Genomic DNA, 12,483 nt, shown 5'->3' on the forward strand with positions numbered 1-12,483 from the left:
GGTGGATCCGGTGGCGAAGGCAGCAGACGGCAGCTCCGGCGGGCGTCCCCGCCTGATGCTCATGGACGGGCACTCGCTGGCGTACCGGGCGTTCTTCGCGCTGCCCGCGGAGAACTTCACGACGGCGACGGGCCAGCCGACGAACGCGATCTACGGCTTCGCGTCGATGCTGGCGAACACCCTGCGTGACGAGGAGCCGACGCACTTCGCGGTGGCGTTCGACGTGTCGCGCAAGACGTGGCGTTCCGAGGAGTTCACCGAGTACAAGGCGAACCGGTCGAAGACCCCGGACGAGTTCAAGGGGCAGGTCGAGCTGATCGGCGAGCTGCTCGACGCGATGCACACGCCGCGCTTCGCGGTGGACGGCTTCGAGGCCGACGACGTCATCGCCACGCTCGCCACACAGGCCGAGGCCGCGGGCTTCGAGGTCCTCATCGTCACCGGCGACCGGGACTCGTTCCAGCTCGTCTCGGAGAACGTGACGGTGCTGTACCCGACGAAGGGCGTCTCCGAGCTGACCCGGTTCACGCCTCAGAAGGTCGAGGAGAAGTACGGGCTCACCCCGTCCCAGTACCCGGACTTCGCGGCGCTGCGCGGCGACCCGTCGGACAACCTGCCGGGCATCCCCGGCGTCGGCGAGAAGACCGCCGCGAAGTGGATCAACCAGTTCGGTTCGTTCGCGGAGCTGGTCGAGCGCGCCGACGAGGTCAAGGGCAAGGCGGGGCAGAACTTCCGGGACCACATCGAGGCCGTGAAGCTGAACCGCCGCCTCACCGAGATGGTGCGGGACGTGGAGCTGCCGAAGACGGTCGCCGACCTCGGGCGCGAGGCGTACGACCGGACGGCGATCGCGATGATCCTGGACACGCTGGAGATCCGTAACCCGTCGCTGCGCGAGCGCCTGTTCGCCGTCGACCCGGGCGCCGCCGAGGCCGAGGAGTCGCCGGTCGAGCCGGGCGTCGAGCTGGACGGGAAGGTCCTCGCGACGGGCGAGGTCGCGCCGTGGCTGGCGGAGCACGGCAAGGCAGTCCTTGGCCTGGCGTCCGTCGACACCTGGTCGCTCGGCACCGGCTCGGTCACCGAGGTCGCGCTGGCCGCCGCCGGGGGAGAGGCCGCCTGGTTCGACCCGGCGACGCTCGACGAGGCCGACGAGAAGGCGTTCGCCGCCTGGCTCGCCGACGCGAAGAAGCCGAAGGTGCTGCACAACGCCAAGAGCGTCATGCGGGTCTTCGCCGAGCACGGCTGGAGCGTCGACGGCATCACCATGGACACGGCGCTCGCCGCGTACCTGGTCAAGCCCGGCCGCCGCTCCTTCGCGCTCGACGCGCTGTCGCTGGAGTACCTGGGCCGCGAGCTCGCCCCGGCCGGTCCGGCCGACGGTCAGCTCGCGTTCGGCACCGACGAGGACGACCGGGCCGAGGCCGACGCGCTCATGGTGCAGGCCCGCGCGATCCTCGACCTCGGCGAGGCGTTCGGTACGCGCCTCAAGGAGGTCAACGCGGCGGAGCTGCTCACCGACATCGAGCTGCCCACGTCCACGCTCCTCGCGCGCCTGGAGCGGCACGGCATCGCCGCCGACCGCGCCCACCTGGAGAAGATGGAGCAGATGTTCGCGGGCGCCGTGCAGCAGGCGGTGAAGGAGGCGCACGACGCGGTGGGGCACGAGTTCAACCTCGGCTCCCCGAAGCAGCTCCAGGCCGTCTTCTTCGAGGAACTCGACCTTCCGAAGACGAAGAAGACCAAGACCGGCTACACCACGGACGCCGACGCGCTCGCCTGGCTGGCCACGCAGACCGACCACGAACTCCCCGTGATCATGCTGCGCCACCGTGAGCAGGCCAAGCTGCGTGTCACCGTCGAGGGCCTGATCAAGACGATCGCCGCGGACGGCCGCATCCACACGACGTTCAACCAGACGGTGGCGGCGACGGGCCGTCTGTCGTCCACGGACCCGAACCTCCAGAACATCCCGGTCCGTACCGACGAGGGCCGTGCCATCCGGCGCGGGTTCGTGGTGGGCGAGGGCTACGAGTCGCTGATGACGGCCGACTACAGCCAGATCGAACTGCGCGTCATGGCGCACCTGTCGGAGGACGCGGGTCTCATCGAGGCGTTCACCTCCGGCGAGGACCTGCACACGACGGTGGCCTCGCAGGTCTTCGGTGTGGAGCGGGACGCCGTCGACGCGGAGATGCGCCGCAAGATCAAGGCGATGTCGTACGGGCTCGCGTACGGTCTGTCCGCCTTCGGCCTCTCCGGCCAGCTGGGCATCGACCCGGGCGAGGCGCGCGGCCTGATGGACACGTACTTCGAGCGGTTCGGCGGGGTACGGGACTACCTGCGGCGCGTCGTCGACGAGGCGCGGGCCACCGGATACACCGAGACGATGCTGGGGCGGCGCCGCTACCTGCCGGACCTCAACTCGGACAACCGCCAGCGCCGTGAGATGGCCGAGCGGATGGCGCTCAACGCGCCGATCCAGGGCACGGCGGCCGACATCGTGAAGATCGCGATGCTCAATGTCGACAAGGCGCTGCGCGAGGCGGGGCTCGCGTCGCGGATGCTGCTCCAGGTCCACGACGAAATCGTGCTGGAGATCGCGCCGGGGGAGGCGGAGGCGGCGGAGGAGCTGGTGCGGAGGGAGATGGCCGGGGCGGTTGCGCTCCGCGCGCCGTTGGATGTGTCGGTGGGCCTTGGTGCGGACTGGGAGTCCGCGGCCCACTAGGGCCTGGTCGGCCGGGTGCGGGTGCGGGTGCGGGTGCGGGTGCGCGTTGTCGTGGCCCGTGCCCGGCCTACGTCGCGGGGCTCCGCCCCGGACCCCGCGCCTCAATCGCCGGCGGGGCTTTAGATGGCCTCACGTTGTTCGTGCGGTGTCGCAGCACGTGCGACATCGCGTACAGCACCACACCCAGCGCGATGCCCGCGCCCGCCCCGAAGCACAGCGTCGGGATGATTTCCCAGGGTTTCCAGGGGAGGTCGGCTTCGTGGACGTACGACAGCCAGCGCGCGACGCGCAGCGCTCCGGCCGTGCAGGCGCAGCCCGCGATCAGGGACCAGGCCAGCCGCCGCTGTCCCGGCGTCGGCCTCGGAGTGGCCTCGGCCGGGACGGCGCCCCGTACGGTCCACCAGGTGAAGGCCGCGAGGACGGCGAGGGCGAGGGCTGAACCGGCGTACTGGACGTACCAGTAGAGCGGCGCCCCGGCGAACGAGTCGGCGAGGACGGGGAGCACGCGGGTGCCCCAGCGGCCCGGGTGCGTGAAGGCGTCCCACACGACGTGGGTCGTGGCGCCGAACGCCGCGGAGACGTACCACCACAGCGGCCACCACCCCGTGCGCGGCCGGGGCCGCACGACCGTCGCCAGGCGCCCCCGCGCCCGCCCCGGCACCAGGCCGAGCAACGGGTCGCGGACCAGCCGCCACAGTCCCAGCAGCGCCAGCGCGACCCCCACGTCCACGGTGAGGACGCCGGTGAACGAGTGCGTGAACGCGCCGAACTCCATCGCCCCCGGCACCGCGCCCGCCGCGTAGTACGTGAGGTCGGGCGCGAACGACCCCGCGACGAGCAGCGCGGGAACGAGCGGGCCGCGCCCCGAACCGTCCCGCCGTACGAACGGCAGCACGGCCGCGGCATGGCTGATGGTGAACGGCACTTGTCCCCCCGAAGTCCCCTGCGTGCGAGCGGTGCATCGTACGACACCCGTCATCAGGCCATTCGGTCAATACCGGGCACGAACGGGTGTCTGTGCGGCGGAAGTTGTCGTAGGGTCGGCGGGATCCGTGCGCTGGGGAGCGCACCGGTCCGGCGACGAAGGGGAGGGTTCGCGGCATGGCGGCGGTATTCGGCAGGCGACTGCGCAGGGGTGTCACGACGGCCGCGGTGGCCGCCGCGGCGGTGGCGGCCCTGTCCGCGTCCCAGGCACCGGGCGTGACCACTCCGCAGGCGGCGGACGGCGGCAGTTCCGCGGCGGACCGCTCCGACGACAGTCCGCCGGACTCGGCGACCGGCCCGGACTACTTCACCACCCTGCCCCCGCTGGACAGCCCCACCGACGGCCCGACGGCCTCGCCCGGCGCGGGCGACACCAAGGGCGACGCCGAGGCCGGTATCCCCGCGACCGTGCTCGACGCGTACAAGAAGGCCGCAGGCGAGATAGGCACCACCAAGCCCGGCTGCAACCTGGACTGGCAGCTGCTCGCCGCGATCGGCAAGGTCGAGTCGGGGCAGGCACGCGGCGGCGACGTCGACAAGGACGGCAACACGCTCCACGCGATCCTCGGCCCGCCCCTGGACGGCAACGGCTTCGCGAAGATAACCGACACCGACGGCGGCTCCTACGACGGCGACACCACCCACGACCGGGCGGTGGGCCCCATGCAGTTCATCCCCTCCACCTGGGAGTGGGCGGGCCGCGACGGGAACGGCGACGGCAAGAAGGACCCCAACAACGTCTACGACGCCGCCCTCGCCGCCGGCCACTACCTGTGCCGCAACGGCTGGGACCTGTCGAACGCGGGCGACCTCAACAAGGCGATCCTCAGCTACAACAACTCCTCGGACTACCTCTCCACCGTCCTGTCGTGGCTGGAGTACTACCGCAAGAACTCGCACTCCGTGCCCGACGGCACCGGCGTGCTGCCCAGGAACCCCAGCAGCGGTGGCGGCGGCGCGAGCGCGTCGCCGAGCCCCAGCGACCGCGCCTCCGGCCGGCCGTCGGGCTCGCCGTCCACGACCCCGTCCAAGAGCCCGTCCAAGGAGTCGTCCACGCCGCCGTCCGGCGGCGGTTCGAGCAGCCCCGGCGGCGGGACCACCTCGCCGCCCACCACGAGCCCGACGCCTCCCACCACGCCGACCGGGTCCGTCACCAGGCTCGCCGACGCGGGCACCGATGGCCTCACCGCGATGGCCGGTGACGTCTTCGGCGAGCGGGCCGCGGTGAAGGCGAAGAACGCGGCGGGCGCGGGCGTCGGCTCCGTACGCATCCGCTTCGCGATCGTCGGCGCCACCGACACCACGTTCTCGGGCGGCGCCACCACCGCGACCGTCACCACCAACGGCTCGGGCGTCGCCACCGCGCCGGCGCTCAAGGCGGGCGAGAAGACCGGGACGTTCACGGTCCGGGCCACCGTCGTCGGCCGCAGCCTCGACGCCGTCGAGTACAAGGCGACCGTCACCGCGCGCGCCGCCGACAAGCTGGTCCGCGTCGGCGACGAGGAACTGAGCTGCGTCGCGGGCGGCACCTTCGAGCAGGCCGTCGCCCTCAAGGCCACCTACAAGGGCGCGGCCGCCGACAAGGTCGCCGCGAGCGCCACCCTCATCACGTCCGAGGACGACGCGACGCAGGCCGACAAGGGCCCCTACTTCAAGGACGCGGACGGCACCACGCTCCGCACCCTCAAGGGCCTGGAGACCGACGCCGACGGCAACCTCACGCTGCCGAAGCTGTACGCGGACGACACCACCGGCACGTTCCTGCTGCGCGTCACCACGACGGGCGGCGCCACGGTCGACATCGAGCTGAAGGTGACCGAGGCACCCGCCTCGTAGAACTCGTAGAAGGCGCCTCCCAGCGTCGAGTAGAGCCCCCGACCATGCCCGGTCGGGGGCTCAACTACGTCGCGCGCAACGTGTTCTCATTCCCGCCCGGCGTTGCTACGGTGCACCGACCCAGAGGCCTGACGCCTCATCAGATCCCGTGTGCCGCACGGTGGCAGGGAGGTCGGACATGCGTGCCCTCATCGCCGCGGCGGTCGGTCTTGCCGCGGCCTTCGCCCTGGTCCTCACCATGACCGCGATCGGCGCCCCGCCCGGCGAGACGTCCCCGAAACCGCTGCTGAAGACCGTCCCCGAACACCCGTAGACATCCGTAGAGCCCGTAGCTGAGGAGGGCCGCCGCGATGCGCCGCAAGGCCAGCCTGATCCTGCTCGCCTTCGCCGTGTTCTTCACGGCGATGTCCCCGCTGATGCGCTGGTACGCGTTCCCGCGCCTGGCGAAGATCCCGCCGAGCCAGTACCAGACGATGGTCCTGGAGGCGAAGAACGCGACCCTCGTCGACTACGGCACCATGCAGGAGAAGAAGGTCCCCAAGCTCAGCATCGTGCAGACCCTCAAGGGGAACGTCGAGGCCTCGGAGAAGGTGGAGGAGAGCGCGGGGCGCGACGTCGTCGTCTGGGACGGCCTCACCTACGTGGTCGGGCCCGACGGGAAGATGGTCTCCGAGATCCCCGAGCGCTACATCTTCGACGCCCACAGCTCGGCCCCCGTGCACGCCCAGGGCGAATCCGTGGACGGCGACCCCGTCAAGCGCGAGGGCATCGAGTTCAAGTGGCCGTTCCTGACGGAGCCGCGCGACTACGAGTACTTCGACGCCCGCGCCCGCGTCACCCGCCCGATCCACTACAAGGGCACGCAGAACTTCCGCGGCCTGAACGTCTACTACTTCGAGCAGACCATCCCGTGGACGCAGGTCCCCTTCCCGAAGAAGCTCCCCGTCAAGGGCATCACCGCGGAGTCCGTCGCCAAGACCGGCAGCAAGATGTACTACACGACGGTCCGCAAGTTCTGGGTCGAGCCGACGACCGGAGCGCCCGTCTACGGCGAGGAGATCCACAAGGAGGAGATGCGCGGCGGCACCCTGCTCGCGAACGATCCCGACAAGAAGGTCACCGCGTTCGCGGGCCACGTGAAGATGCGCCCCGACTTCATCGACTCGACGGTCGACCTGGTCACGTCGCAGCGCGTCCTCGTCCTCCTGCTCACCTCGTACCTGCCCTGGGGCTTCCTGATCCTCGGCGCGCTGCTGCTCGCGCTGTCACTGTGGCTGGAGGCGCGCGGGCGACGGCCCGGCGAGCCGGAGCAGACCCCGGCGGCCGAGCCGGAGCCCGACCCGGTCAGCGTCTGAGGCGGGCGTTCGTGTGCCGCGTGGGCTCGGCCGTCGCCGGGTCCTCGGGCCACGGGTGCTTGGGATAGCGGCCCCGCAGATCGGCCCGCACCGCGCGGTAGCCGTCACCCCAGAACGAGGCGAGGTCGGCGGTGACCGCGGCGGGCCGCCCGGCGGGCGACAACAGGTGGACGAGGACGGGGACCCCGGCGACCCGCGGCGTCTGCCGCAGCCCGAACATCTCCTGCAACTTCACCGCCAGCACCGGCTGTTCGGGATCGGAGTAGTCGACCCGGATCCGGGACCCGCTCGGCACCTCGATGCGCTCCGGCGCCAGCTCGTCGAAGCGTCCGGCCTGCCCGCCCGCCCACGGCAGCAGCCGCTTCAACGCCTCCCCGGCGTCGATCCGCCCGAGGTCCGCCCGGCGCCGCGCGGCACTCAGCTCGGGCTCCAGCCACTCGTCCACGCGCGCGTGCAGCGCATCGTCGCCCACGTCCGGCCACGGCTCCCCGAGGTGCCGCCACAGGAACGCGAGCCGCTCCCGCAGCGCCACGGCGTCCCTGCTCCACCGCAACAGCCCGAGCCCCTCCCGCCGCAACCCCTCGACCAGCGCGTCCCGTACGAGACCGGGGTCGGGGTTCTTGAGCGGGCGCACGGCGAGTTCGACGGCGCCGAGCCGGGTGACGTGCCGGGCCACCAACTCGCCCCCGGCCCACGCCACTTCGTCGCCCTCCCGCAGCAGCGGCGCGGCGGCCCGCCGGGCGACCTCCTCGTCCACGACGGCGCCGAGCCGCACGCGCGCGTGCCCCGCCCCCACGGGCCGGTCGGCCACGGCGACGGCCACCCACTCGGCGTCCCGCAAGGCGGATCCCTCGGGGACGTCGGCGCGGGTCCCGGACACCATCAGCAGCGACCCGCCGGTCCTGCGGGCAACACGCTCGGGAAAGGCGAGCGCGGCGACGACGCCGGCGAGGTGATCGTCACCCCCGGCACCGGAACCGCTCACGGCGATGCCGCCCACCCCGGCGCCGGCCGTCTCCCGCGCCGCGGGCGCGGATCCCAGGACGAGGCCGGAGAGCCGCCGGACCTCACCCGCCCACCGCGAGGCGTACGCGTCGCGCCCCCGCCGCGCGTTCCCCAACGCCCGCCCCAGATCATCCCCGTACTCCCGCGGCGGCTCCTCGCTCAGCAGCGCCACCACCTCCGCGGCCCGCCGCGCACCCACCACGGGAGCCGCGTCCACCAGCGCCCGCCCCAGCCGCGGGTGCAGCCCGAGCCGCGCCAGCCGGCCACCCCGCTCGGTGACCCGCCCCGACGCCTCCTCGACCGCCCCCACCGCGGCCAGAGCGGCCCGCGCCGCCGCCATCGCCCCGCCCGGCGGCCCGTCCAGCAGCGCGAGCCCCGACGCGTCCGGATCACCCCAGCACGCCACGTGCAGCGCGAACGCCGTCAGGTCCGCCACCTTGATCTCGGGGGAGGGGAAGCGCGGCAGCCGCCCGTCCTCCGCCTCCTCCCAGCACCGGTACACCACCCCCGGCGCCTCACGCCCGGCCCGCCCCGCCCGCTGCGTCCCGGTCGCGCGAGAAGCCCGTACGGTCGTCAGCGCGCTCAGCCCGCGCGCGTGGTCCACCCGCGGCTCCCGCGCGAGCCCCGCGTCCACGACGACCCGCACCCCGGGCACCGTCAACGACGACTCGGCGACGGCCGTGGCGAGCACGACCCGCCGCCGCGCCCCCGCCGACAGCACCGCGTCCTGCACCGCGGCCGGCGCCCGCCCGTGCACCTGAAGCACCTCGACGTCCCCCGGCACCCCCAACTGCCCGGCCACCCGGCCGATCTCCCCGACGCCCGGCAGGAAGCACAGCACGTCCCCGTCCCGCTCGGCGAGCGCCCGCCGCACCACCGACGCCACATGCGTGAGCAGCGCCGGATCCACCCGCATCCCGTGCGGCGGCCGCACCGGACGCGCGGGCGGCGCCCACACCACGTCCACCGGGTACGAGACGCCCTCGGCCTCGACGACCGGCGCGCCCCCGAGCAGCTGGGCCCACCCCTCGGCATCCGTCGTCGCGGACGCCGCGACCAGCCGCAACTCCGGCCGCAGCGCCGCCCGTACGTCGCAGAGGAAGGCGGCCACCGTGTCCGCGTCCAGGTGCCGCTCGTGCACCTCGTCGAGCATCACGGCGTCGACGCCGGCCAACTCCTGGTCCCGCTGGAGCCGTTGCAGCAGCACACCCGTCGTGACCACCTCGACGCGGGTGTCCGGCCCGACGGCGCGCTCCCCGCGCACGGTGTACCCGACGCGCCCGCCGACCTTCTCGCCGAGCAGCCACGCCATCCGCCGCGCCGCCGCCCGCGCCGCGATCCGCCGCGGCTCGGCGACCACCACGCGGCGGACGGGGGCGCCCTCGTCGAGCAGCCCGGCCAGCACCAGCGGTACGAGGGTCGTCTTGCCCGTGCCGGGCGGGGCCACGAGCACCGCGACGCCGTCCGCGTCGAGCGCGGAGGTCAGGTCCGGCAGGGCGGAACGTACGGGGAGGGCTCGCAGGGCGTCGTCACGGATCACCCGACCAGTGTCTCCCCCAGCCTTCGGTCGGGGGTTCCCCCTACCGCTCGCACACGAAGATCGACGTCCCCGGGATCAGGTTCCCGCGCAGCGGCGACCAGCCGCCCCACTCCTGCGTGTTCCACTCCGGCCACTCGGGCTCGACGATGTCGACGAGCCGGAAGCCGCCCGCCACCACGTCCCGCACCCGGTCCCCGATGGTCCGGTGGTGCTCGACGTACACCGCGCGCCCCTCGTCGTCCTGCTCCACATAAGGGGTGCGGTCGAAGTAGGAGGCGGCGACGGACAGGCCCTCGGGGCCCGGCTCGTCGGGGAACGCCCAGCGGATCGGGTGCGTGACGGAGAAGACGAACCGGCCGCCGGGCCGCAGCACCCGGTGCACCTCGCGCAGCACCTGCACCTGGTCCGCGATGAAGGGGAGCGCCCCGTACGCGGAGCAGGCGAGGTCGAAGGAGCCGTCCCGGAAGGGGAGCACGCTCGCGTCCGCCTCCACGAGCGGCACCTTGCCGCCGTCGATGCGCAGCGCGTGCTGGAGCTGGCGGTGCGAGAGGTCGAGGGCGACGGGCCGCGCGCCCTGCGCGAGCAGCCAGCGCGAGCACTGCGCGGCGCCCGCCCCGATCTCCAGGATGTCCTTGCCCGCGAGCTCGTCGAGCGGACCGAGCAGCTCGGCCTCGATCTCGTCCAGGCCCTCGGGGCACCACACGAAGCGGTCGTCGCCCAGGAACGTGCCGTGCTCGATCTGGTAGTCGTCCGCGTTCCTGTCCCACCAGCCGCGGTTGGCCCGCGCGCTCTCCGCGGTGTCCGCGTCACGACGGGTCGCCGTCGAGTCGTCGTCCACCGTCGAGGGGGCGTCGTGCGCTTCCATTGGTCCGGACTCTTGGATGATCGGCTCCCTCGTAATAGTGTGCGGGCCCTGCGGGTCCAGTGGCCTCGCGTGACGGGTTTTGTGCCGGGTATGCGGCGATCCGCCCCGGGTGTGCGCCTTCGCGCATTGACCCTGTCCGGCTGCCCCCGTATGCTACAAGTTGCGCTGCGGGCCTGCGCACCTCGGACATAGCAGGCTGTGCTCGCATCTGTTGTATGTCCCCTCGGTTATCGAGGCGCCACCGGTTCCCCCAGGGAATCCCGGATTCGGCGCTTCCAAGGCTGTCCGGCTTCATCAGAGCGAAACGGGCTCCCGGCGTAGCAGTACCCACCGACTTTCAATGTCCGCCGGAGCCCTTTCCCACATGACGAGCAGCACCGAGACCACCGCCACCACCCCGCAGGTTGCGGTCAACGACATCGGTAACGAGGAAGCTTTCCTCGCCGCCATCGACGAGACGATCAAGTACTTCAACGATGGCGACATCGTCGACGGCGTCATCGTCAAGGTTGACCGGGACGAGGTTCTCCTCGACATCGGTTACAAGACCGAAGGTGTCATCCCGAGCCGCGAGCTCTCGATCAAGCACGACGTCGACCCGAACGAGGTCGTGGCCGTCGGCGACGAGATCGAGGCCCTGGTTCTCCAGAAGGAGGACAAGGAAGGCCGTCTCATCCTGTCCAAGAAGCGCGCTCAGTACGAGCGTGCCTGGGGCACGATCGAGAAGATCAAGGAAGAGGACGGCATCGTCACCGGTACCGTCATCGAGGTCGTCAAGGGTGGTCTCATCCTCGACATCGGCCTCCGTGGCTTCCTGCCGGCCTCCCTCGTCGAGATGCGCCGCGTTCGCGACCTTCAGCCTTACGTGGGCAAGGAGCTCGAGGCGAAGATCATCGAGCTGGACAAGAACCGCAACAACGTGGTCCTGTCCCGCCGCGCCTGGCTCGAGCAGACCCAGTCCGAGGTCCGCCAGACGTTCCTCACCACCCTGCAGAAGGGTCAGGTCCGCTCCGGCGTCGTTTCCTCGATCGTCAACTTCGGTGCCTTCGTGGACCTGGGTGGCGTCGACGGCCTCGTCCACGTCTCCGAGCTCTCCTGGAAGCACATCGACCACCCGTCCGAGGTTGTCGAGGTCGGCCAGGAAGTCACCGTCGAGGTCCTCGACGTCGACATGGACCGCGAGCGTGTCTCCCTGTCGCTGAAGGCGACGCAGGAAGACCCGTGGCAGCAGTTCGCCCGCACGCACCAGATCGGCCAGGTCGTTCCCGGCAAGGTCACGAAGCTGGTTCCGTTCGGTGCGTTCGTCCGCGTCGACGAGGGCATCGAGGGCCTGGTCCACATCTCCGAGCTGGCCGAGCGCCACGTGGAGATCCCGGAGCAGGTCGTCCAGGTCAACGACGAGATCTTCGTCAAGGTCATCGACATCGACCTCGAGCGTCGCCGCATCAGCCTCTCGCTGAAGCAGGCCAACGAGGCCTTCGGCGCCGACCCGTCGGCCGTCGAGTTCGACCCGACCCTGTACGGCATGGCCGCGTCCTACGACGACCAGGGCAACTACATCTACCCCGAGGGCTTCGACCCCGAGACCAACGACTGGCTCGAGGGCTACGAGACCCAGCGCGAGGCGTGGGAGGGCCAGTACGCCGAGGCGCAGCAGCGCTTCGAGCAGCACCAGGCCCAGGTCATCAAGTCCCGCGAGGCGGACGCCCAGGCCGAGGCCGAGGGCGCTGCGGCTCCCGCCGGTGCGGCTCCGGCCGCTGCCGGTGGCGGCGGCGGTTCGTACTCCTCGGAGACGGCCGACAACTCCGGCGCGCTCGCCTCGGACGAGGCGCTTGCCGCGCTTCGCGAGAAGCTGGCGGGTGGCCAGAGCTGAAACGCTCTGCGCTAGCAGGTAGTTAGTGGTTGGCCCGCACCCTTGGGTGCGGGCCAACCGTTTTTTGTGCCCTGGGCCACAGGGCGTCACCTCGTCGGCTGTGCCGCGGCGATGTGTGGCGCGCGCAGTTCCCCGCGCCCCTTCTGCCGCGCCGCTTCCCGCCCAAGAGAAACGTGGCGGATACACGAGGTGCGGGTGTGCCGTAACGCGGCGTTGCCACCATCCCCGGATCAGCCAAGATCGCTCACCAGGCGAGGGGAGTCGGCACCATGGCAGCACAGCAGACGGTGGGGACAGGCG

General features: G+C 71.9%; 8 protein-coding genes. 5 read left to right on the forward strand and 3 right to left on the reverse strand.

Annotated elements, in window-relative coordinates; genetic code table 11:
• Window positions 1-55 precede the first annotated feature (55 nt).
• A complete protein-coding gene (gene polA, locus ACYBSK_RS08365) occupies window positions 56-2,725 on the forward strand; it encodes a DNA polymerase I (RefSeq protein ID WP_460246980.1) in 2,670 nt (889 codons plus the stop codon).
• Window positions 2,726-2,792: 67 nt separating this feature from the next.
• Here polA and ACYBSK_RS08370 read toward each other — a convergent pair whose 3' ends face one another.
• A complete protein-coding gene (locus tag ACYBSK_RS08370) occupies window positions 2,793-3,650 on the reverse strand; it encodes a DUF4184 family protein (protein WP_460245656.1) in 858 nt (285 codons plus the stop codon).
• A 176-nt stretch (window positions 3,651-3,826) separates the two neighbouring features.
• Between ACYBSK_RS08370 and ACYBSK_RS08375 the strand changes: the two genes are divergently transcribed.
• From ACYBSK_RS08375 to ACYBSK_RS08385, 3 genes are all read left to right on the forward strand, one after another.
• The gene (locus tag ACYBSK_RS08375) at window positions 3,827-5,545 is read left to right on the forward strand and encodes a lytic transglycosylase domain-containing protein (RefSeq protein ID WP_460245657.1); all 1,719 of its coding nucleotides are present in this window, start codon (window positions 3,827-3,829) and stop codon (window positions 5,543-5,545) included.
• Window positions 5,546-5,723: 178 nt separating this feature from the next.
• Complete coding sequence (locus tag ACYBSK_RS08380) at window positions 5,724-5,858, forward strand: SPW_0924 family protein (protein ID WP_460245658.1); 135 nt, start codon at window positions 5,724-5,726, stop codon at window positions 5,856-5,858.
• Between the two features lie 37 nt (window positions 5,859-5,895).
• Complete coding sequence (locus ACYBSK_RS08385) at window positions 5,896-6,900, forward strand: PorA family protein (RefSeq protein ID WP_460245659.1); 1,005 nt, start codon at window positions 5,896-5,898, stop codon at window positions 6,898-6,900.
• On the opposite strand, the gene hrpB is transcribed toward ACYBSK_RS08385, so the two are convergent.
• Entirely contained in the window at window positions 6,890-9,445 is a 2,556-nt protein-coding gene (hrpB, locus tag ACYBSK_RS08390) for an ATP-dependent helicase HrpB (RefSeq protein ID WP_460245660.1), read from the reverse strand. The genes ACYBSK_RS08385 and hrpB overlap by 11 nt on opposite strands.
• Before the next feature lie 40 nt (window positions 9,446-9,485).
• The gene (locus ACYBSK_RS08395; RefSeq protein WP_457476244.1) at window positions 9,486-10,310 is read right to left on the reverse strand and encodes a class I SAM-dependent methyltransferase; all 825 of its coding nucleotides are present in this window, start codon (window positions 10,308-10,310) and stop codon (window positions 9,486-9,488) included.
• A 364-nt stretch (window positions 10,311-10,674) separates the two neighbouring features.
• Here ACYBSK_RS08395 and rpsA point away from each other — a divergent pair, with 364 nt between their 5' ends.
• Window positions 10,675-12,183, forward strand: coding sequence for a 30S ribosomal protein S1 (rpsA, locus tag ACYBSK_RS08400; protein ID WP_457476245.1), 1,509 nt, complete (start codon window positions 10,675-10,677; stop codon window positions 12,181-12,183).
• The last annotated feature ends 300 nt before the right edge of the window (window positions 12,184-12,483 follow it).

Source organism: Streptomyces sp. BYX5S, assembly GCF_054724165.1.